Genomic DNA, 23,011 nt, shown 5'->3' on the forward strand with positions numbered 1-23,011 from the left:
ACCTTTTTATGAATTACATTGTCATCAAAGTGGAATGCAATGAGGAACTAAGTGAAGTTCTTCAGGCGGTTTTGGGAAATGTTGGGTTTGATGCATTTCTTGAAAATGACCATGGGTTTGAAGCTTCAATTGAAAAAGACCTTTATAATGAAGTTGAAGTAAAAGAAGCATTGGATTTCTTCGAAGAACAAATCACTTATACAGTTGAAGAGCAGGAAAAGCAAAACTGGAATAAGTTATGGGAAAGTCATTATGATCCAGTAGAAATTAGCGAAGAACTACAAATCAGAGCTTCCTTCCACCCTGCCAATCCAAAGTACAAGTATGAAATTGTCATTACTCCGAAAATGTCTTTTGGAACAGGGCATCATGCTACTACAACTTTGATGTTGAGAAATCAACTTACAATCGATCATAAAGGTAAAAATGTTGCTGACTTGGGATGTGGTACTGGAATTTTAGCTGTAATGGCGAAACTTCTAGGAGCAGAACAAGTTGACGCTTGTGATATAGAAGACTGGTCGTGTGAAAACGCTTTAGAAAATGCTTCTTTAAATAATGTAGATTTAAGAGTGACAGTAGGAACTGTACACGAAATGGAGAAGCTAGAAGAATACGAAATCGTATTGGCCAACATTAATAGGAATGTTTTGTTGGAAGAAATGCCTACGTACCAAAAACTTATCACCAAAGGTGGCAAACTATTACTCAGTGGATTCTACACAGAAGATCTTCCAATAATAACTGAAAAAGCTAATTCAGTAGGTCTTACTTACCTTTCACATTTAGAGAAAGATAATTGGGTAAGTGCCGTATTTGAAAATTAATACTTTTTGGAGTATTTTTTGCGAAACAAGCTTATAAGTAGGCTGTAATTGAACAAGAGTGTCTATTACAGCCTCTTTTATTTTTAAATCGTCTTTTGAACTTATGCTTTCAAAGTTTAAATATAAATTTCTACCTCTACTCTTCTTATTGAGTTTTTACTCATCAGCCCTATTTGCTCAATCTGACGCCAACAATGTGCAGTCAGATTCATTAGTAAAAAAGTACTATCATCCTTTTACTGAGTATGATAGCTTCTTGGTGGACCTTAATTTGTATTTGCAAAAAGGTGTCCGATTAGGAAGTGATACCATCATGGCTGATTTTGAGTCTCATTGGGAAAATAATGTCATCAAGGAGAATCAAAAAGAATGGATTTTTAAGAGTACTAAACGTATGCATAAGAACCGCTTCAAGTACAAACATCAAGCGGCAATGTATTATGGCTGTATCATGGCATTCATAGATTCAGCAGGTCATAATAACAATCAATTCACCCGGTTCTTAGAAATAGCAGATACTTGTCTTATTTCTTATACTCCAAAAGTCACTCATAATTTCTTCTATAAATCAAGACTCTTTTTGGAGAAAAGACTGATTGAGAAATCAAAGTACACCACCATCAAAGTAATGGGAGGTGAGTATGAGTTTATGCATGAACTATCAGCAGATGGCTATGTGAGTGACAACATGGTGGTAGAAATCAATAAAGAAGCACAGGAAGAAGCTCCAAAAGAAGACTGGTTTGAAACCAATGAAGATGTTGCACAAGAAAACACCTCTGACTCTTCTTCTGATTGGGGTGATGACTCTTCCGGCAATGATGAAAACTCTTGGGAAGATAGTGGCAATACAGACTGGGGTGATGACAGCAGTAATGATTCATGGGACAGCGGAAGCGTAGACTGGGGCAATGACAGTAGCAGTGACTGGAGTTCCGATGATGGTTCCTCTGATTGGGGTGACTCATGGAGTGGTGACGACAGTAGCATTGAGGTATATGATGAAGGCAGCAGTGATGGAAGAGACAGTGGAGCGGAAGCTGATACTTACGCCTTTTCAGAAGACTGTAATGAACAATCTTCTGAAATTGTAAATTATGATCCTGGCATCACAGATATGCCACCTCTGGAAGGGCCTATGCTCCATATTTCAGAAGCTGACTTACTGATTACTACAAAATTTGATACAGCATTACTTGAACATACTGTAGGTACTTTCCTTTTCAAATCTGATACAATTGTGTGTCAAGGAGGGCGTTTCTATTGGGAAAATGTCAATTTCTCTAAAGATTCTGCCTGGTGTGAATTACCTCACTTCAGTTTTGATACAAGAGTAGCTTACATTGAGGCGGATCATGCTGAAATGTATTTTAGTCATTACCTCGATACAATTGCGATTGGTGCATTTACCTATAGAAGTGGTCACTTTAATAAATTCCCAGAAAGGGCAATTTATCCTCAATTTATCAGCTATAATAATAATCTTCATTGGAAAAACCTTCCAGAAGAGATGGAGATGAAAGGAGGGTTTGCCATCAAAGGAAAACATACAGTATCCAAGGCTGTTTCTGGTGCTCCAACAACTATCACAGTAAAAAATGATAATTCAGCTCTTTTCACTTTGCGTTCCGATAAAGAAGTACGCATAAAAGACGAAGGTGAAGTTATAAGAACTAAATCAAGTCAGATTGATATCTACTATTCGAATGGAGATACCATCTCCCATCCTTCTGTTAACTCTTATATCAGCATTGGTGACAGTATCAAAAAGGTGTACTTCAGAAAGACCACAGATATCTACAGATTTAATCCGTTTACATTAAGTGCTCAGGACGTGAATGTCTATGCTGATGCAATTGATTGGGATATTACGAAGGACTCTCTTGATTTTAGAATTACAGGAGGTGAAAAAATTGTTCCTCTAATTGTAGAATCACAGGACTTTTTCCATCCTGGTTTTGTAACAAGAATTCAAGGCATGAAAAAGTTTCATCCGCTGATGATTCTTGTTAATCACTCAAGATCACATAGACGAAAATGTTTTGATGCTGGTCAACTTGCCAAAGAACTTCAGATCAATGAAGAGCAGTTTGATGAAAGTCTTCAATCTATGGCAATTGACGGACTTATTGAATATGATCCTTATTCAAAAATTGTAAAACTCAACGATAAAGCCTACAGGTATCTTGACCGCTACTTCTATGCTTCAAGCGAAAGAAGAAGAAGGGCAATGACCTCAAGAATGAATTTTGAACACCTGAGTGCAAGACAAGAACAAGCTCTTTTCAATAGAGATTTTGATAACTTGAGTATTGCGGCTCAATTGCCAGTTGACGGTAGTGCTAACGCTCAGCTTTCATTGGACGATAGCTCTAAGCTGATTCTTAAAAAGGTACCTTACTTCCCAATTTCCGATTCTCTGAACGTATTTGTAACTCCAGACAGTGCTGGTTTGACAATTGAAAAAGAAAGAAAAATATCTTTTGGTGGAGAGTTTATGGCCGGAACTTACCTTTTCAGAGGTAAGGAATTTACATTTGATTACGATAGCTTCCTTATTCAGCTTACTGATGTTGACTCTATCAGCTTTGTATTGAAAGACAGTATTACAGGAAAACCAAAAGAAGCTCCAAACCCTTTAGTTGATACTGGTGGTACACTTTATATCAATAAATCATTCAACAAAAGTGGTCTCTTAAATATCAATGGCTTCCCTTCATTCAATGCTACATCAGACAGCAGTAGTAAAGGTGGTCGTATTTATTATGACCGTCCTTCAATTTTGAATGGAGCCTATGACAAAAGAATTGTTTTTGAGTTAGATACTTTCACTGTGGACGCCTCTGTAGAACATAGTGACGTTTCATTTAATGGAGTACTAAATACGGGAGGAATTTTCCCTTCTTTCAAAGACGAAGTGACCATGGATCCAACATCAGGTATTTTTGTTTTAGAAAGAAATACCAATCACGATGCTCCATGGGGAAGTGAAAAAGGGTGGCCCATTTACGTTAAAAAGAAAAAGACTGATTTTGGTCCAAAACTCAGTGGTAAAGGTCACTTTGATGGAGATATTGCTTTAACCCATAAAGGAATCAGAGGCAGTGGAGAGTTAGAATATTTAGGAAGTGAATTTAAATCAGATGACTTTATTTTCTATTCCGATTCTGTGACAACTCAAGGTACAAAAGGTATTATAGAATCTGATATTCACCCTAGAGTAGAAATGCATACTTACGATATGAAATGGTATGTATTTAGAGACAGTATGGCTTTTAAAGGTACTTATGAGGAGCCTTTTACTATTTATAATGATGACACTAAATTTTCTGGTGATCTAGCCCTTCTTCCAACAAAAATCTTTGGTGAAGGTGAAATCGAAACTTCAGAATCTAGAAATAAATCTCAAAACTTTAGATTCCAAAAAGACGGCTATATTAGTAGACATTCCACTTTTGATATCAAATCCAATATTGAAGGCAGTCCATCAATGCACGGTAATGATATCAGAGTAGCAAGAAATGTAATAGACAATAAGGTCCTTATCCGTACGGAGAATAATAGCAGAAACACTTCTTCCCTTACTTTCCCAGCGGTAAATTTCCAAACTTCAATTAATGAAGCCCTTTGGGACATCGATTCCAAAAAGATTTACATGTCTGCAGGAGAAAGTCAAAAAGGTAAATTTGTTTCCAATGAGCCATCTCAAGATTCATTACTTATTGAAGGTGATTCCGCCAATTATGATTTAGCATCCAATAAGCTGAACATTTACAATGTGGACAAGATAAAAGTCAGCAACCTTGATATTCTACCTGATTCATTAAATCAAACAGTAAAAATCAGTAATGGTGCTACAATTGAACCATTGACAAACGCTAAAATCGTTTTAAGTAGATACACTAAACTGCACACAATTTACAACGCCAATGTTGAACTGATTTCTAGTAAAGAAGTAAATGCTTCTGGAGATTATAAATATGAAAATGAGCTTGGAGAATCAAAGGTGATTAAAATAAGCAGAGTGATTGCCAAAGAGTTCTATAACAATGATATCTCTGACAACACGATTCAAAATAGAGCTTATGGAGAGGTAAGCGAAAGTGATCCTTTATTATTTGTTGGCGGATTAGAATATTATGGTAAGATTGGTTTGGTTGAAAATAAAAAAGTGGCTCGTTTCAAAGGAGGAAATGCCCGCTTGAACATTCCAGGACAATCTACGCAATGGTTCAGTTATGAATCTACAAATGATGATGGTGAAACTGACTCTACAGCACATGTTATTATAGATGAAAAACTAGTTTCAACAGAAGAGAATCTACCTTTAATTACAGGACTTTTCTATGATGAGAAAAATGGTTATATCTACAATAGCTTTGTTGAGCGCCCGGATGGTTACAGAAAGGAACACAGAAAGCTATTTAATGTGGAAGGTTTACTGAAATTTGAATCCTTAGACGGCACAAGTAACAAAGGTATTTTCCATATCAAACCAAAGAGATACTATGATGAATTAGCAAAAGGAGAAGAAGAGTTTTATGCATCTATTGCAGGAAACTGGTTTAGCTTTGATCATCAGAAAAATAAAATCAATTTCAGAGGGAAAATCGATTTGCTTCAACCAAACCCTAAAGAAAAAACTCCTTCTATTCTTACTGCAGCAGAAGGAGTAGCAATGCATGAAATTGACGAGCTTTCTATGAATGCTTCCTTTGCTATTGGTCCTAAGCTATCTTCAAAAGTGGCATCTTATATTTTGAATGATATGAGATCCAATAAAGAGGATGCTCCAAGAGTACTTCCTGAAGATTATGAAATTGACAGTTTAGGTACTTTGAATCATCAAATTGTACCGCTATTCAATGCCAGTCAATATAAAAACTATTTGAATGGCTACGATATTGCAAGACTGCTCAGTAGCTATATTGTGATATTGGATAATCCGTTGGTGTGGGATAATAACAACGCAGCTTTCCATTCTAAAGGAGAGGAAATCAAATTATTATCTGCCTTCGGTGATGATATTAACACCGTAGTCACTGGATTCATAGAAATACCAAAAGAAGAAGAAACTGGTGATGATGGCGACCGAGAACCTAACGATAGAGTTATTAATATATTCTTAGAAGGCCCTACAGGAATTTGGTATCATATAAGACAAGATAACGGAGAATTGAGTATATTTAGCTCTAACAAGGCTTTCATGGAAGACATTAAGAAACAAAGCGACGTTACTCCTGGTAAAGCGAAACAGACCTTTGCATTCTTAGAGTGGTACTATAATACCTATAAAGATGGTTCCGAGATCCCTTCAAGATATGATTCAGAACTTAATACAGCTATTGAAGAAGAAGAGGATTTCGGTAATGATTTCGAAGGCGTAGAAGACAATTCAGCAACTGAAGGAGAAGAGGATGATAGTATTGACAGTATTCCAGAGGAAGAGGAAGACGATGGAGATGATTTCTAAATTAGGCTAGAAAGATGGCAAGACTTTTTTATCTTATTAAATCAACGTTCCTTTTATTATCAATAATTGGAATGTCTTCTTCCACTATCTATGCTCAAAATGAGTATGATGAGGAAGGCGAAGAAATAAAACCAAAACCAATGGTAGTTGAGATGGATTCTATTGACGAAGATGCTCCTACTATTGAGTTGAACCCTGGTGCACCTGAAGAACAGGCACAAATCAAAAAAAAGAAGAAAAAGAAACGTAATATTTTTTGGGGTATTAAAACTAAAAAGCAATATACCCGCTCTAGTGACAAAGGAAAAGCTGTATTTGAACTTTTCTTCGTTTTACCTGAATATGAAGCACCTAACCCTTACGCACCTTTAAAATACTATTATAATGCGAAGGATCGTAAGATAGAGAGAAAGTCAACTTCGAATTCCAAATATGGTATCCCCTTACATGGTTCTTATGTCAAAATCGTTGAAAAAGATACTGTCACTACTGGTTTCTTTTATAAAGGACTCTTGACCGGAAGATGGGTTTGGTATGGGAAAGATAAAACGATCAAGGATAAGAAATTTTATTATATGGGCTTCCCTAAAGATGCTGAAATCACTTATTACGATTCTAAACAAACCAAAGTTAAAGAAGTAACTCCCTATCAACATGGAGAACTCAATGGTATCTATCAGTCTTTTTATGAAAGTGGCAGAAAGAAAGTCGTAGGCAGTTACAAGTACGGTTACAAAATTGGTGACTGGACTGAATACTATGACGCAATGGACAAAAGAGGAAGACAGAGAAGAAAAAAATTAACCCAGTATAGAAATAAAAATAACGTCTACAGAAAAGATTACGCAGGCCCGAAAGTAAAATACGAATGGGATAAAAACGGGAAAGTGACTCATAAGAGTAAATAAGACCTTAAAAAACGAACAGAGTGGATCAAAAATACTTTTACCCAGTACCTAATCCACTGAACAAATGTTCATAAGGACTTTTTTAAACCTTCCTTTTAATGAAAAAAGCGTACATTTGTAGAAATTATAGCAAAGTCAATCAGAGATGTTAGATAAACTTGAGAAAATAAAAGAACGCTTTGATCAAGTAAGCGAAGATTTGGTGAAGCCTGAGACTGTCTCAGACATGAAATTATACGCCAAATTAAACAAAGAATATAAAGATTTAGAGAAAGTTGTCAATAAATACTTTGAGTATAAAAATATGCTTGAGGGTATTGATGAGGCAAAGCAAATATTAGAAGAAGAGAAAGATCCAGAATTGCGTGAAATGGCAAAAATGGAACTTGACGAACATCAAGAAGGGATCCCTGTGATTGAAGAAGAATTAAAAATGCTTTTAATCCCTAAAGATCCTAACGATTCTAAGAATGCCATCTTTGAAATCAGAGCAGGTGCGGGTGGTGATGAAGCTTCAATCTTCGCAGGAGATTTACTTCGTATGTACCAACGTTTCTGTGAAAAACATAAATGGAAGTTATCAATTACCGACTTCGTTGACGGTACTTCTGGTGGTTTCAACAAAATCGTAGCCAACATCCAAGGTGAAGATGCTTACGGTATGTTGAAATATGAAGCAGGTGTTCACCGTGTACAACGTGTTCCTGCAACAGAATCTCAAGGACGTATTCACACTTCAGTAGCTTCAGTGGCTGTACTTCCAGAAATGGACGATGTAGAAATTGAATTGAACATGTCTGATATCCGTCGTGACGAATTCTGTTCATCTGGACCTGGTGGTCAGTCAGTAAACACAACTTACTCTGCCATCCGTCTTACTCACCTTCCTACAGGAATTATCGTACAATGTCAAGATGAGAAATCGAAGTTGAAAAACTACGACAAGGCATTAAAAGAGTTAAAATCTCGTCTTTACGCTATCGAAGAGAAAAAGCGTCAAGAAGAGATTGGTGCAGAGCGTAAATCCATGGTAGGTTCTGGTGCTCGTTCGGATAAAATTCGTACGTATAACTACCCTCAAGGTCGTGTAACAGATCACCGTATCAACCACTCGGTGTTCAACTTGCCAATCGTTATGGATGGTGAATTACAAGATTTCATCGACCGTTTACGTATTGCTGATAACTTAGAGAAAATGGAGAATAGTGGTTTAGCTTAATTCAGCGACATCATAATTTCCTCAAAAATACAAGAAAACCCCTCCACTAAAAATTAGTGGAGGGGTTTCTCATTAAAGGCACTTAATGATTTTTCACTCTATAGTAGGCTTTCTCTGTAAAACATTTAAGCTTAAATTATACGCTGACATAATGGTTTCTACAGACAGTGGCTTATTCAGATATCCCTTTACTGTTGGAAGTGTATTTGCCTTCTGAAGGTCGTCATCATTGATAGAAGTTGTTAAGAGAAACAGGGATATTTGTTCTCTTATTTCAATATCCAATTTGTCGTATTCAGTTATAAATTCCCACCCATTCATTCTAGGCATATTGATGTCCAGAAATATGATATTCGGCAAAGGGTACCGCTCTTTATCTTCCTGTTTCAGATAATCGAGCCCCTTTTCAGCACTTAAGAAAAAGGTACATTTTTTAGTAATTTTTGAGTCTTCGATGATCAATCGATTAAAGAAATTAATTGATTCACTATCATCGATTAGTAAAATATGTGCTAATTGATCCATTATAAATTTGGTAACGTAAAAAAGAAAGTACTTCCTTCACCATAAGTTGATTCAACCCACAACTTACCTCCAGATACTTTTACTATTTTCATACAGTTTGCAAGGCCAAGTCCTGTACCTTGATAATTACTTTCATTGGTATGAAGCCGTTGAAAAACCTGAAATATCTTCTTTTGATGTTTTTCTCGAATACCTATACCATTATCTTTCACACTGAAAAGCCACCCATTCTGTTGACTTTTCACTTTAATGGTTACTTCCGGACGATTGCCCTGTTTCTGATATTTCAATGCATTATGAATCAGATTTTGAAAGAGTAACCTCAAACCGACATCACAACCTTTGAGTATAGGCAAGGTTTCAGACCTTATCAGTGCATCTTTTTCATCAATAACACTTTTAAGATCCTCATTGATGCCCTGTAATGTTTTATTGAGGTCCACTTGAGTAATCGTGACGTCCGTACCAAGTCGTGAATGATGTAATATCCCTTTAATCATTTCACTCATACGGGTAGCTGAGTTTTCAAGGTAATTCAAACACATTTGTCCTGTTTCATCAAACAAACCGTTATACTTTTCCTTAAAAATTTCTACAAAGCTTGTAATTGTATTTAGGGGTTCCTGAAGGTCATGAGAGGTGATGTAAGCAAATTCTTCGAGTGATTTATTTTTCTCTTTGAGTACTATATTATTTTTGATTAATTCCCGTTCAGCTCTTTTCAACCTGGTGACATTATTACAAGTTACCATTACTTCTTGATGAGAAATTGGAATGGCTTTAATGAGATAGGTATTCTTGCTGACTTTACAGTCTCCATATTCCACTTCTCCAACATCCACTACTCTCTGTTCTTTAATAGAGGTATAATACAATGAGGGTAATTTGGTCTCATATAATTCTGGAAAAGAAGATTTAAAGTCAGATCCTACAAAATCCCTCAAATCCGTCCCGATCACCTCCTTGTTTACTGAATTGGCATAAACAATATCAAAATTCAATATTGCTCCTGACTTGAGGCGCAACACATATACCGCCGTATTCAAGTGATCAAGGAGTAAGGTCGTATTATAGGATGGTTTCATAGGTTTAAGTGGAATAGTTATTTGGGGTTTTCGTAATAGAACAATTTAAAATAATCTAGAACTTTTACACTTTATCCTTTAAAGATTATAAGAAAGATGAAAGATATTCTTATTTAAATACTTGATATTTTTGCTATAGTATAATGAATGGTTGAAGACTGATTTACATAAAAATTTATTCTTATAACACATTATATGATTAAAGGATTTCTAAAAAATTTGATTACAAAATCTTTGGTAGTAAAGCCTCTTCTATCTTCAACCCATATCTTTGCTTACTTTACAAAAGCATAACGATACGAATACTGTTATGGTTCAATTTAAACAGAATAAAACTACTTTAAGCGTACCCATCACACTAATCATAAAAAAAGGACAATTTATCATTAAAAATATACCTTACAGAACATCAATTGTCAGTAAGGTATGAATGTCAGGCTACTTTTATAATCTAACCCTTCCAACTTATAAAACCCCATAGCAATTGGTAGAGTTAAAACTGCATATTCAATGCAGAATATAACTGAAAAATAGACTGATTATCACCATGGTGTAATACCGAGTACTGAGGTTCAACAAAGAAATTGCATACTGTGTTACCTACCTTCACTATTTTACCAATACCAAAGCCTACAGGAACGTTGTATTCTCCTTTCTCTAAATTGAAATTCCATGTTGGAGCCGTTCTGAAGTACAACCCATTGCTCACCTGCCAAAAGGCGAAAGGCTGGATCGCCATAAAATTGACATCGTTTTTATTCGCATCACCTCCTACATCGGTACGCCATATTGCTAAACCACCTACTTGGAATTGTGGTGATACACTGGCATAAGCAACTGCGGCAGCACCGGCTGTCCACTTACCTGTACCTAACGATGAATGAGTAGCTGTTGGAGCTGACACCGATGGTCCAATACCTATTGATAAAGTGGGTTTTGAAACAGCTAGATACGCTCCGAATAAGTCAAAATCTCCAATACCAGATCGACTCACTCCTAATTCTGGATTCGAATAAGTATTGATTGGTAAAGAGGCTCTCCATAACACTCGTCCGGTTGGTGTAGCAAATCGCATCCAATACGAACTTTGAGTAGCTTCACTATTTCCTGAAAGATTTGGTGAATAATACTGTTGGAGATTAAATGCCGTGAGATTGGCTAAGGGATTATTTGCTTGTGCTTTTTCTTCAGCAGTTTGAGCAAATGAGAAAGATGATACAAGTAGCAATACTGCTATAAATAGATTTTTCATGTTGAGAGATTATTGTTTTTTGATACTTCAAATCTCTTGAAAAATGCTTCCGCATAGGATAGAGAATTACTAATTATTCCTTTTTAGGTAAAATGCTTACTACGCTCTTTGTCAGGAAATAGGGCACAAAAAAAGACCTCATATAATGAGATCTTTAATAGCGAAACAAACTACTGACAATAGTCTGCATGCAATGGGAAAATATCAAACAGTATTATACCTCACCAAAAACATCATGGATAGAATCCGTGAAGTCTAAGATTGATACATAAGCGTGATATCCTTCCTCCATTAATTTATTGATCATATGATCAACTTGAAAGCAGTGCATTGCCACAATACAATCATTGGGAAACTTTTTCCTTACAATTCTCAAAACTTCTGCGGAAGAAATACTTACATCCAGGAGATTTACAAAAATATATCCTTCAGATGTCAATTGATCATCTACGATTTCTTCTAAGTCCACTCTTTTGATGGGTGTCAAGGAATGAATTTGCTCTACAAGTTTATTATTTAGATTATTCTCTTTTCCAATTAATAAATTCATGTCCATAGGGTTTACACACAAATCTATTATCTAGTAAGGCTTCGTCTATTAGAGAATTACCTATTTTGATTAAATATCATCAAATAATTCCCTGTCTATGGCATAAAGAATCAAACCTGCTAAGTTTTTACTACCTGTTTTATCCAGTAAATTACGTTTGTGAGCATCTACAGTTCTTACACTGATGAAAAGTTCTTCAGCGATTTCCTTATTCGTTTTTTCTTTTAATATCAGATGGAGCACTTCTGTTTCTCTTTCAGACAATGGTACTTCCAAAGCAACATTTGACTTTTGAGGTTTTACTTTTCTGATATTATTAATGATGGCATTTGTTACTTCAGGAGAATAATAAGTCCCGCCCGAATACACAATTCTGATACCATTGATCAATTCTTGTTCACTACAGTTTTTCAGTAAATAGCCCATAGCACCCTCGCCCAGCATTTTCTTGATATGTTGACTTTCACCCAACATCGTGAGTGCTATAATTTTTATCGATGGATATTTCTCTTTTACATTTTGAACCAATTCCAAACCATCCATGACAGGCATATTCACATCTGTCAATAGTATATCAATATCACTATTTTTCTCTAATTGATCCAAACAATCTTTGCCGTGTTCTGCCTCACCTGTAATCTCAAAATCACTTTCATCCAATAAGAAATTCTTCAAACCTTCACGAATCATTTTATGATCATCCACCAAAAACAGTTTAATCTTTCCCATTTTATCTTTATATATTTTTATTGATTTCTATTAATAATGTTGTTCCTCTCCCCTCTCTACTTTCTATTTCCAAAAAGCCGTCAATAGCATCCAATCGGTTTTTCATTCCTTTGAAACCAAGTCCTGAATTTCCTTTCAAAACCTTTGATACATCAAAACCTACACCATTATCTTCTATGGTTAACATATAAATATCTTCATAGTTTTTGAGTTGAATATCAACTTTGGTGGCTTTAGAATACTTGAAGATATTATTGACCCCTTCTTGCAATATGCGATACAAAATCACTTCAATTTGCTGGTTTTTAATTTGATGTCCATCGAAATTATGAAAAAACTGAAACTCAATATCCTCACTGCTTTTATCCGCTTCAGTGATCAAACTTTCGAAAGCCGAAATAATACCAAAATCAGTGATCGCCTTAGGCATCAGACTATGAGCCACCGATCTGCTCTCTGTAATTGACTTTTGCAGGTAATCCCATCCTGTTTCAAACTTTTCCCAAATGACCGGCGATATATCTTTAAGGTTCTTTTTTACGGATTGAAAGTTCAATGAAGAGATGGTTAGTGTCTGTTGCAATCCATCATGAATATCCTTGGAAATTCTACTTCTCTCATTGTTTTCAGTTCGAATAATTGCCTCAATGAGATCTTGTGTTTTCTTCTTCTTTTCCGTGACATCAATGTAAGTTCCGACAATACGTTGAGGGTTCCCTTCTTGATCTCTTTCCACAATTTTACACTTCACTAAAATCCAGATCAGCTTACCGTTTTTATGATGAAATCTAAACTCTTGATCTTCTATTTCATCAATCAATTTTTGCCTTCTAGGTTCCTCATAAGTGACAATCCACAAGTCTCGATCATCTGGATGTATAAAGGGTAAAATACCAGTATGAGCATCACAATCTGCAAGTGTGTACCCTAACATTTCGGCAGAAGCATCACTGATTTTCAAGGTATCGTAATACACATTATAATCCCAAATACCATCTTTTGTGGCTTCCAAAGCGTATTTCAGTCGTTCTTCACTTTCATACAGATGATCATTGAGTTCTGTAATTTCATGAGTTCTTTCCTGTACAATATTTTCAAGATTTTCGTTGAGGTGCTTCAATTCTTGTGTACGCTCATTGACCTTTACTTGTAATCTTCTTCTTTGGGCCTTCAGGACTCTTAATCTCCATTGGAAAATCAGATAGATCAATAGTCCAAATAAAACGACATAACATGTTTTTGCTAAGGCTGTCTTATACCAAAACTCTTTTTTTACAAAATGATAAGGGTTTTGGAGGTAAGTATAGGAGTCATCAGTGTTAAGGATTCGTGCGTTGAAGGTATATTCTCCAGCGGGCAGATTATTATAATAAGCTACCGTTCTTGTGCCCATTTTCACCCAATCTTTATCGTACCCTTCTATTTTATATTCATAGTTGAATCTTTCTCCTTGAGAAAAATCAAGAGTGGACAAGTAAAACTCTAATTGATTTAAATCCGCTTCAATTTCTGATGGAAATGTGTTTAATGACTCACCATTAATCGTCATAAGTTGTAAACTCAATACAGGTGGAGAATAATACACATCTCTTGGTCTGAAAAGATAAAGATTGTGTTTTGTCAATAAGTATAGTTCTGATTGATGTTTGACGAATTGTGGAGAGTATCCTAACTCATGAAAGGCTCCACCTAATAAAACCCATCGGAATTTTTTCCCTAAATTAATTCGATGTCCGTCTTTGTCTGAAATGGGAATGACTTCCTGTAAATAGGGCTGTCTGGAGTGTGCCACATAAAACCATTTTCCTTGTGAAGGTGACATCGCAATCATCATTGCCTGATTAGCAGGTAGATTGTTACGAGTATCATATTTTACAGCAGTGCTATCATTTATGATATGTACAATTCCACTTCCATACGTTCCCACCCAAAGCGTAGAATCCTCTTCCAAAGCCAGACTTACCACATATTTTTCTAAGGCAAAGTCTAATTTACTTAACTTCAAAGAGTCTCCTTCCACACTATAAACACCTAAATTTGTGCTCAACCAATCTTTACCCAACGTACGGTTCAAACCTTCTATTTCAAGGAAACTATTTCTGACCTTTATCAAGGTATCTTGCTTTGCAATGTAAAATCCTGTAGGGTCGTTGAGAAGATAATCACCGTTAGAAAGCTGAAAGAAATCGTATACTTTTCCTTCTTTAAGGTGATGAATAACTTGGTAAATACCATTGATTTTTTGAAGTTCAAATGCTCCTTTGTCGGTGGATAAAAGAAGGTGATTATTGATAGAGATAGCCGTTTCATAAATTACACTTCCGATATCACCAACGACTTTCAGTTTTTCAATTTGATTATTCTTGAAGGTAAAAAGTCCATTTTCCCTTGATCCAAAAATAAGCTGTCCGTCTATATCAATAGGTCTTTGAAAAGCAACGTTTTGTGCTTCTTCAGATTTATTCATTTGGTGCAAAGCAGTATTGGAAAAGTAGTTCAACCCTGCCATTGTGCCCAGCCAAAGGTTATTGTCTTTATCAAAAAAGATAGAGCGAATAGTACTGTTTGTCAATCCATCATCATCATACATAGAAGAAACCTGATCTTTATAAATACGATGGAGACCAACACCGCCTCCCCAAATCGTACTGTCTTCTTGAATAAGTATTTTTCTAACAGGTGATTTAGTATTGTTTTTCCCTACCCATTGCTTGATAAAACCTTTCTCTTTAGCGTATAAACATAGCTCACCCCAAAGCCCGCCAATCACATAATTATCACCAAAATCTTTAATTGAAAAAGCCATCATACCAACAGGATCGTCAAATAATTTATGAGTCTTATTTGTTTTTGGGTCCCATTTATAGAAGATGGATTCATTTTTAGAAAGGAACGTATGCAGTGTATAGATTTGCCCATCATCAGCAGGAAATATTCTAAAGAGTCGAGGTTTAGGGTAATTGTGTTCTTTCAAGATACTATTCTTAATCGAATACACTTTTCCATACCTCACAAACCAAATCACTCCATTTTTATCTTTGAAAAAGTTCATGATACGGCTCAGTTTCTGATGGTCTTGATCATAAATTTGAACCGCTTTATTGTCTTCCAAATAAAAAACACCTCTTCGCGTCGCAAACCATAGTTTTCCATCATTATCGAACTCTATATACACAATAGACTCCGTTTCTATAATAGGATCTGATTTCAGATTGATCACCTTAATCTGCGAACCGTCAAACTTCAAGAGTCCTCTGTCCGATCCAATCCATAAGTAGCCTTTTGGATCTTGATTGATGGCAAAAACTCTATCGATAGGAGTTTCTAGTATTTCAGTCCATGTTTTTAATTCATATTCATCTAGGGGAATATTTGGATTTAAGGATTGAGAGAATACTATGCCTGAAAATCCAAGTAATAAAAGGAGCAGTATTTTAGTAGTTTTATATAAATAGTTCAGACAGTACATAGTATAAATAAGAGGTCTAAAAAGGGAAGAGGGAAGAATTAAGAGGGAAGAAAAGTGGTTCGTGTTATGGTTCTTGAATCACTGCACGGGCCACCTTCCCTCATCCCTTTTAACTCTTCCCTATATTTTTTTCCTTGTGCTTATAATATTCAAGATAGTAAAAAAGGAAGATATAAGTAATACTTCTATCTTCCATATGTATTATACTAACTCCATCTTACTAACATCTTTAATAAAATTTTTAGCCTTCTTCAACTTCATCGAAAGCGATACATGATAAACTCCTAAAAGTATACATGTCACACCTGTTAAAGTGATGATGGTAAAGCCTGCAAAAACAGGATTCCATATTAAGATCAATGAGAAAATCAATCCTACAACTCCTATAAACATTAACGGATCGTGAGAGATCAAACCAAATCTTCTCAAGTCTTGTGAAAAGGATATTGTACCTATGGCTCTGATCAAAAACGAAAAGCCTACATACATTGGTAATGTCACAATTGAGATTGCAGGATTCTTGATCAAGAAGATACCTAAAAGAGTATAGGTAAAACCTAATAACAACTGCCATCCCCAGCCTTTAATTGCTTTACGATTTAATATTGAAAAGGTAATATCTGAAATACCCATTATGATAAATGTAACACTGAATAAGGTGGATAATGCTACATAACTTTCAATAGGATAAGTGAACGTAAACACGCCTGCAATGATAAATAATATGCCTGAAATAAGGGGAAGGTACCAATGCTTAATAGTTCTTTGCAATGAATTTTTAGTTTCCATAATTTTTAAAGAGAGAGAAATATTTATGCCTACTATTTAGGAGTTCGGCAATTCCTTTTTAAATAATTTTTTATCTGATCATTGATGATACTTTGTTATTCATTTTAGAAAGAAACTCCTCTCCTAATCTGAATGTAGAAGTTAAATATTCTTGAGTATCAACATTAATTTTTTCAATCTGGATCAAGTCTTCTTGGATCATCTCTTCAATCTCATTTTGAAGAAGATAGATGTCCAATAGGCTTTCCTGAAGTTTTAGTTCTTTCTGACGTTCTGTAAGTACTGTATCTTTCTGTACTTCAGAGATTTTTTGATATCTCATTTTATTAAAAACATGACGAGTGATAATTTTTAAAGAGATCTCTTCAACACCTTTGACAATATCAAAGAGTTCATTTTTCACACCGCTTATCACTTCAAATTTCTCCGCGAAAGTAATTTCATTTTCTAATAAAACGTCGTCTATTCTATTGGGTAAATCCTTGCTATCAAAAGGTAAACTTGAAATCGAATTTTGTATAGAAGTATTCATATCTGTATTGATTTAAGAGAGTTATTACTACTATACAAAGGTGGAGAAATAAGGGCTTTTCTATATTGCAGGCTTACCTAATTACCGTATTTAGGTAAATTACCTATGTTGAATACTAAACTGTTTTACTTTGACTGAAATTAATATTCACTCATCATTTACATTACAATACATCACATTTGAAGGAGTACATGTAGTAGCGGAATCTATTACGCTTCGTCCGAAATAAGCACTCATATATCATTTACATTACTAATAACTTAAGTGTTATTTTATCTTTTAAAGAGGACACGTAGCAGGGCTACGTGGCTACAGATACAAAAAAAGGGGATAAAATATCCCCTCCTTTTCAGCAGTGAAGTTTATACCTTCGCTACCTTTCTATAATTATTACTACTGTCTCTGTTTGATGATGTACTTTGCTGACTTTAGTGATAAAAATGATCACTGCCAAAAGCAATATAAATGTTACTATTTTCATGATCTTGAGAGCGTTTTCTTTACTTCTATTGTACCAGGATTATGTCCCCACATATTCCATCACTGGTACATTACAAAGTTCCTTCTTTTATACCTCAACTCTTTTAGCTGATTACCTAAATTAGCGTACTAGGTGTTTTACTTAGAGAGGGTTATCTCATGGTCAATTTCCACTTCTGTAAAATATGGGAAGGCGTTGACTACCTTAATCCACTCTCCATACTCCAACCTATCATTCGGTTTCTTATCATTCAAAACACTAATCAACTCAAGATTTCCTTTGTTGTCACTTCTGTTGCAAAGCTGTTTTAACGTTTCACCTTTTCTAGCTTGAACTGCTACTATTTTATGCGTATGAATTTCTTTCAAATCCTTTTTCTCCAAAGGTTTTAAAGACGTAGCCACCTGTTCGAATGCTATATCCTTAGGCTTATTAGTGAAGCTTGTTACTTTATAGACATAATTGTGAATCTTTACCCAGCCAATATTAGCGTACTTCTTTTCATTTTTCAGTTCTCCTTCAAATGTCATTAAGTAGCCTTCACTTTCTCCATTGGAGAAGTACCCTTTAGAAGTCATCGCATTTTTTTCTTTCTCCGATAACTCCTCCATAAACGCAAGGGCCGACTCCATTATATCTTTATCTTTTTCAATCGTTATGATAATGCCTTCCTTACCATTGGTACTATAACCACCTACAAAGTCAGGCTGATTAACCAAGTTCCATTTTTCTGGGAAAGTCACCTTAAAATCAAAGACGGGGTGCATAAAAGTCTGACCTTCGAAAGTGCCTTTATAAACACTTTCACCGAAAAGCAGACCGTCTATTCTAGTCTGATAATTCTTCGTTAAACGTGCTGATGGCGCCTTTTCCATAAAAGTGGATTGAAGATCAATCGCATTGATTCTGTCTGGAGTATAAGGATGGTCATTAAAGTAACTTTTCTGTTCCGTTTCTCCGGTTACTAATTCAATGGAAGTTGACATTCTATGCAAAATATCTTTTAAGGCTGATGGCTTGTACCCCGATTTAGCGGCAAGTTCCATACCTTCCAAGTCGGCTTCTGTTTCGTTTTTTCTACCATGAGAAGCCATATATAAAGCATTGGTTGATTTGATCGGAGCATTGAAAATCGTCTCTAAGTCCTTACTTAAGATACCTAAGAGATTTCCAGGTACTTCCAGCAATCGAGGTAAAATTCCTTTTTTAAACTGAGAAACTGTATGTCTGTTATGAGAATGAATAATTTCATGTGAAATAATACAGGCCAACTCATCCTCAGTCTGAATGATGGGCAACAAGCCAGTGGTGATAAAAATATAGCCTCCCGGCAATGCGAAGGCATTCGGTTCAATATTTTCAACAATAAAAAACTGATAATCGAATTTCTTTTCTTCTAAATTTCCTACCAGTTTTTGTCCTACACTGTCCACATAAGCGGTTAATGCATGATCTTGATAAACACCCATGTCTTTGATAACACTTTGAGCATATTCATGCCCTACGGCTTTATCAATTTCTATGCTTTGTGCATAACTGATATTTTGGAAAAACAGTACTGTAATAATGATCGATAGAAAGGCAGATAGATTTTTCATGATGATTTGTAATTTCTGAGAGATAATTTTTGTAGATCAGTAGTGATTGATCTTATTACAAATCAACTGAATTTTGAAGGTGATTATGTGAGAAGAAAACCTAGAGTGAGAGATTAGGTAAATTGCCTAAAACGCCTTTCCAATACCTACACTCAAAGAAAAAGTATCATATCCTTCTTTTATATCATAGAAAAGACCTACCGGAATAGACCAGTGTTTTCCTATCTCGAAATTATACTCTGTCCCTAATCTGAAAACACCTAGATTATGATGTTTTTCTAATTCTATTCCACCTCCTCCAAATACATTCCAGTGAGGAGTAATAGAATAAGCCAGCACACCTGCCACAACAAAAGCATGGTCCCTGACTAAATCATCTTTGTGAGGAATAATATAACGTCCTAATTCAAAATCAAGCATCACGCCCACTTCCAGTTTCGGTTTCACTCTGTAGAGATAATCAAAGCCAATACCTGGCACAAAATGACCTTTATGGTTCAGGTTATCCATATTGGCTCCTTTTGGAATAAAAGTTTGAGCAATAGTAATGGAGATAAATTGTTTCTTGTCATGACCTGCTTCTTCAGGATGCTGTGCAAATACAGATAAACAAGTCAGGCATGTGATAAAGAAAAGGGCTAGCTTTTTCATAATGATTGAGAGATTGATTTTTATTTGGTTTTATACTTTAAAAAAGGTGTTTTGCAACGCAATACGCATCTCAAAACAACATCAATAGTTGAGTAATTTCGGTCTATTTTTAATAAAAAAAGGAATGTCAATCCTGACACTCCTTTTAATATATTATGAATAATCCAATTTAGTCTACTCAACCCAAGATGCGGCCGCTTGTCTTGGTGGGAATTCTTTGAATGTTCCCATATATTCTTTTACTCTTTCAACTGTTGGTGACATCAAGAACATGTGTTCGATAAAGAAGTCCATGTATCCTGCTTCATCAATTGCTCTTTCAAATGGATCTCTTCTTAAGTTGATGATCAATGGAGCTCTCAACTTAGTAAAAGGTTTGATCCATACATCCAATCCTTCGTGTTCTTGGATAGAGAACATAAATTTCCAATCTCCAATTCTCACTGCGGATAAATCACCACCGTCTGTGAAGTAGAAGAAATCTTCTCTTGGACCTTTCGCTTCTTTACCTAAGAAATAAGGCATGAAGTTGTAACCGTCCAAGTGTACTTTATAAGTCATGTCACCAGCTTTGTGACCTTTTAATAATTTTTCTTTGATTTGATCATCACCTGCTGCCGCTACTAAAGTAGGCATCCAGTCTTCTAATGAAATGATTTCGTTAGATACTTGAGGAGCGATCGTACCAGGCCAGCTCACCATCATTGGGGCTCTGAATCCACCTTCCCAAGTTGTGTTTTTCTCCCCACGGAAAGGAATCATACCACCGTCAGGCCATGACAGCACCTCTGCACCGTTATCTGTAGTATAAACTACGATTGTATTTTCAGTAATTCCCAGCTCATCTAATTTATTCAATAACTGACCAACGTGACCGTCGTGTTCTACCATACCGTCAGCATAAATACCTTGGCCTGTTTTGCCATCTGCTTCTTCTGTAAGGTGCGTCACTACGTGCATTCTTGTAGAGTTGAACCATACAAAGAAAGGCTCTTTTTCATCATGTGCTCTATCGATAAAATCTAATGAAGCAGCAAGGAATTCTCTATCCACAGTTTCCATTCTTTTCTTTGTCAATGGACCTGTATCAGAGATACGACCATCAGCATAAGAGTGGATAACTCCTCTTGGACCAAATCTTTCTTTGAAAGCGGGATCTTTTGGATAATCTGGGTGTTCTGGCTCCTCTTCCGCATTTAAGTGGTAAAGGTTACCAAAGAATTCATCAAAACCGTGATTTGTTGGAAGGAATTCGTCTTTATCACCTAAGTGGTTTTTACCGAACTGACCAGTAGCGTATCCCATATCTTTAAGGATTTCTGCGATTGTTGGATCCTCCTTTTGGATGCCTAAATCATCACCTGGTAAACCAACTTTAGAAAGACCTGTTCTTTTAGCACTTTGACCAGTAACGAAAACTGATCGGCCTGCAGTACAGCTATTTTGTGCGTAACTGTCGGTAAATCGGATACCTGTATTGGCTATTCTATCAATATTTGGAGTTCTATAGCCCATCATGCCGTCATTGTAAGCACTGATGTTATACATTCCGATATCGTCACCAAAAATTACTAAGATATTCGGCTTCTTCTGTGCCATTAACTGAGTGGAGAACAGTAGTACAATGACAAATAATGATAATTGTTTCATGCGTTTCTATGTTAGAGAGAACTTTTAATAATTGTTTTATGATCGTTGATCACATTACAAAGGTGCATGATTGTTACTCCCTATAAGTGAGCAGAAAACCTATTCGAAAAGTTTAGGTAATTTACCTAAGGTGAAAAAATGAAATTGTGGATCGTTTATTTAGGAATTGTAAAATAAAAAGTACTTCCTTTACCTAGTTCAGATTCTACCCAAAGTTCTCCGTGATGTCCATCTACAATTTTCTGACAATTAGCCAAACCAATACCTACTCCTTCATACTCTTTATCCAAATGTAGACGCTGAAACATTCTAAAAATTTTCTTCTGATTTTCTTCTGCTATTCCAATTCCATTATCTTTTACTGAAAACACCCAATGATCTTGTTCTTCTTTAACCGACACTTCAATCTCAGGAATATTACCTTTCGGTTGGTATTTAATTGCATTAGTAATAAGATTCTGGAAAAGCATACGGATTTCTGATTGAGTGCCATTGATAGTGGGCAATGGATTGATCTTTAAGTCTGCTTTATTTTCATCCAAAAGTTTTTTTAAATCGCTTCTGATCTCATCTAAAACAACATTACAATCGATATCTATTTTCTCCTTTTCACTTCCCAATCTAGAATACTGCAAAATGTTATGCACCATTCCTTTGACTCGAAGCGTAGATGTACCTATATAATCAAGAATCTGTTTACCTTGGTCATCCAAAAGGTCTTTATAACCTAATAGAAGCATTTCTACGAAACTAGCGATTGTCCCCAACGGTTCCTGCAAATCGTGAGATGTGATATAGGCAAATTCTTCTAAGGATTTATTTTTTTCTTCAAGAATAGCATTTTTCTTTTTCAATTCATCTTCCGCTTCTTTCAACGAAGATACATCTTCATATAAAATCATCATTTCATCTCCACCAAGAGGGAATGCTTTTATACGGAAAGATCTTTTGACATAGTTTACTTTTTCATCTCCAAACTCAATTTCACCGATATCAACAATTTCCTGCGTTTCGATACACTGCAGATAAAGGCCCGGCAACCCCAAATCATAAATGCCAGGAAAAATATCAATAAGTCGCTTTCCCTCGAATTCTTTTATGTCCACTCTTGAGGCTTTTTGATTCGCTTTATTAGCATAAACAAACTCAAAATCCTTCGTTTCCCTATCCAATAGCTTGAACACTACTAATGGTATAGGTAACTTTTCTAGGATGTTTAATGCATTTAAAGTTTCTCTCATAACTGGTGGTTTTTTTTAGATTTTAGCTATTC

The 23,011-nt window shown here is 35.6% G+C and carries 16 protein-coding genes; 4 read left to right on the plus strand and 12 right to left on the minus strand.

Features of this window, described 5'->3' with window-relative positions:
- Positions 1-8: 8 nt before the first annotated feature.
- From prmA to prfA, 4 genes are all read left to right on the plus strand, one after another.
- Positions 9-827: a 50S ribosomal protein L11 methyltransferase gene (gene prmA / locus AVL50_RS23495; RefSeq protein WP_062619012.1), complete on the plus strand. Its 819-nt coding sequence runs from the start codon at positions 9-11 to the stop codon at positions 825-827.
- 103 nt (positions 828-930) lie between these two features.
- The gene (locus AVL50_RS23500; RefSeq protein ID WP_062619014.1) at positions 931-6,300 is read left to right on the plus strand and encodes a hypothetical protein; all 5,370 of its coding nucleotides are present in this window, start codon (positions 931-933) and stop codon (positions 6,298-6,300) included.
- Between the two features lie 14 nt (positions 6,301-6,314).
- Complete coding sequence (locus tag AVL50_RS23505; protein ID WP_157491505.1) at positions 6,315-7,208, plus strand: toxin-antitoxin system YwqK family antitoxin; 894 nt, start codon at positions 6,315-6,317, stop codon at positions 7,206-7,208.
- Positions 7,209-7,353: 145 nt separating this feature from the next.
- On the plus strand, positions 7,354-8,427 hold the full coding sequence (gene prfA, locus AVL50_RS23510; protein ID WP_062619018.1) for a peptide chain release factor 1: 1,074 nt from the start codon (positions 7,354-7,356) through the stop codon (positions 8,425-8,427).
- 93 nt (positions 8,428-8,520) lie between these two features.
- Here prfA and AVL50_RS23515 read toward each other — a convergent pair whose 3' ends face one another.
- The 12 genes from AVL50_RS23515 to AVL50_RS23570 all read right to left on the minus strand — a co-directional run bounded on the left by AVL50_RS23515 (position 8,521) and on the right by AVL50_RS23570 (position 22,979).
- Positions 8,521-8,952, minus strand: coding sequence for a response regulator (locus AVL50_RS23515; RefSeq protein WP_062619019.1), 432 nt, complete (start codon positions 8,950-8,952; stop codon positions 8,521-8,523).
- Positions 8,952-10,037 (minus strand): ATP-binding protein, encoded by a 1,086-nt coding sequence (locus AVL50_RS23520; RefSeq protein ID WP_062619021.1) that lies wholly within the window; start codon positions 10,035-10,037, stop codon positions 8,952-8,954. The genes AVL50_RS23515 and AVL50_RS23520 overlap by 1 nt, the downstream gene beginning before the upstream one ends.
- 493 nt (positions 10,038-10,530) lie before the next feature.
- Positions 10,531-11,289 (minus strand): hypothetical protein, encoded by a 759-nt coding sequence (locus tag AVL50_RS23525; RefSeq protein WP_062619023.1) that lies wholly within the window; start codon positions 11,287-11,289, stop codon positions 10,531-10,533.
- A 214-nt stretch (positions 11,290-11,503) separates the two neighbouring features.
- On the minus strand, positions 11,504-11,839 hold the full coding sequence (locus tag AVL50_RS23530) for a hypothetical protein (protein WP_157491506.1): 336 nt from the start codon (positions 11,837-11,839) through the stop codon (positions 11,504-11,506).
- 69 nt (positions 11,840-11,908) lie between these two features.
- Positions 11,909-12,568: a response regulator transcription factor gene (locus AVL50_RS23535; protein ID WP_062619027.1), complete on the minus strand. Its 660-nt coding sequence runs from the start codon at positions 12,566-12,568 to the stop codon at positions 11,909-11,911.
- Positions 12,569-12,575: 7 nt separating this feature from the next.
- Complete coding sequence (locus AVL50_RS23540) at positions 12,576-16,037, minus strand: two-component regulator propeller domain-containing protein (protein WP_062619029.1); 3,462 nt, start codon at positions 16,035-16,037, stop codon at positions 12,576-12,578.
- Between the two features lie 201 nt (positions 16,038-16,238).
- Entirely contained in the window at positions 16,239-16,826 is a 588-nt protein-coding gene (locus AVL50_RS23545) for an HdeD family acid-resistance protein (RefSeq protein ID WP_062619032.1), read from the minus strand.
- 70 nt (positions 16,827-16,896) lie between these two features.
- Positions 16,897-17,358, minus strand: coding sequence for a hypothetical protein (locus AVL50_RS23550; RefSeq protein WP_062619034.1), 462 nt, complete (start codon positions 17,356-17,358; stop codon positions 16,897-16,899).
- A gap of 618 nt (positions 17,359-17,976) precedes the next feature.
- Entirely contained in the window at positions 17,977-19,437 is a 1,461-nt protein-coding gene (locus tag AVL50_RS23555; RefSeq protein WP_062619036.1) for a M48 family metalloprotease, read from the minus strand.
- Positions 19,438-19,563: 126 nt separating this feature from the next.
- Positions 19,564-20,088, minus strand: coding sequence for a transporter (locus AVL50_RS23560; RefSeq protein ID WP_062619038.1), 525 nt, complete (start codon positions 20,086-20,088; stop codon positions 19,564-19,566).
- Between the two features lie 174 nt (positions 20,089-20,262).
- On the minus strand, positions 20,263-21,738 hold the full coding sequence (locus AVL50_RS23565) for an arylsulfatase (protein WP_062619040.1): 1,476 nt from the start codon (positions 21,736-21,738) through the stop codon (positions 20,263-20,265).
- Between the two features lie 155 nt (positions 21,739-21,893).
- Positions 21,894-22,979 carry an ATP-binding protein gene (locus AVL50_RS23570; RefSeq protein ID WP_062619043.1) on the minus strand — a complete coding sequence of 362 codons (1,086 nt, stop codon included), beginning with the start codon at positions 22,977-22,979 and terminating at the stop codon, positions 21,894-21,896.
- Positions 22,980-23,011: the final 32 nt, after the last annotated feature.

The organism is Flammeovirga sp. SJP92, assembly GCF_001583495.1.
In the GTDB taxonomy this organism is placed as follows: domain Bacteria; phylum Bacteroidota; class Bacteroidia; order Cytophagales; family Flammeovirgaceae; genus Flammeovirga.

Excerpts from the sequence above, each read along its gene's own strand:
- prmA (WP_062619012.1), top strand. The coding sequence starts at position 9 with ATGAATTACATTGTCATCAAAGTGGAATGCAATGAGGAACTAAGTGAA.
- AVL50_RS23500 (WP_062619014.1), top strand. The coding sequence starts at position 931 with ATGCTTTCAAAGTTTAAATATAAATTTCTACCTCTACTCTTCTTATTG.
- AVL50_RS23505 (WP_157491505.1), top strand. The coding sequence starts at position 6,315 with ATGGCAAGACTTTTTTATCTTATTAAATCAACGTTCCTTTTATTATCA.
- prfA (WP_062619018.1), top strand. The coding sequence starts at position 7,354 with ATGTTAGATAAACTTGAGAAAATAAAAGAACGCTTTGATCAAGTAAGC.
- AVL50_RS23515 (WP_062619019.1), bottom strand. The coding sequence starts at position 8,952 with ATGGATCAATTAGCACATATTTTACTAATCGATGATAGTGAATCAATT.
- AVL50_RS23520 (WP_062619021.1), bottom strand. The coding sequence starts at position 10,037 with ATGAAACCATCCTATAATACGACCTTACTCCTTGATCACTTGAATACG.
- AVL50_RS23525 (WP_062619023.1), bottom strand. The coding sequence starts at position 11,289 with ATGAAAAATCTATTTATAGCAGTATTGCTACTTGTATCATCTTTCTCA.
- AVL50_RS23530 (WP_157491506.1), bottom strand. The coding sequence starts at position 11,839 with ATGAATTTATTAATTGGAAAAGAGAATAATCTAAATAATAAACTTGTA.
- AVL50_RS23535 (WP_062619027.1), bottom strand. The coding sequence starts at position 12,568 with ATGGGAAAGATTAAACTGTTTTTGGTGGATGATCATAAAATGATTCGT.
- AVL50_RS23540 (WP_062619029.1), bottom strand. The coding sequence starts at position 16,037 with ATGTACTGTCTGAACTATTTATATAAAACTACTAAAATACTGCTCCTT.
- AVL50_RS23545 (WP_062619032.1), bottom strand. The coding sequence starts at position 16,826 with ATGGAAACTAAAAATTCATTGCAAAGAACTATTAAGCATTGGTACCTT.
- AVL50_RS23550 (WP_062619034.1), bottom strand. The coding sequence starts at position 17,358 with ATGAATACTTCTATACAAAATTCGATTTCAAGTTTACCTTTTGATAGC.
- AVL50_RS23555 (WP_062619036.1), bottom strand. The coding sequence starts at position 19,437 with ATGAAAAATCTATCTGCCTTTCTATCGATCATTATTACAGTACTGTTT.
- AVL50_RS23560 (WP_062619038.1), bottom strand. The coding sequence starts at position 20,088 with ATGAAAAAGCTAGCCCTTTTCTTTATCACATGCCTGACTTGTTTATCT.
- AVL50_RS23565 (WP_062619040.1), bottom strand. The coding sequence starts at position 21,738 with ATGAAACAATTATCATTATTTGTCATTGTACTACTGTTCTCCACTCAG.
- AVL50_RS23570 (WP_062619043.1), bottom strand. The coding sequence starts at position 22,979 with ATGAGAGAAACTTTAAATGCATTAAACATCCTAGAAAAGTTACCTATA.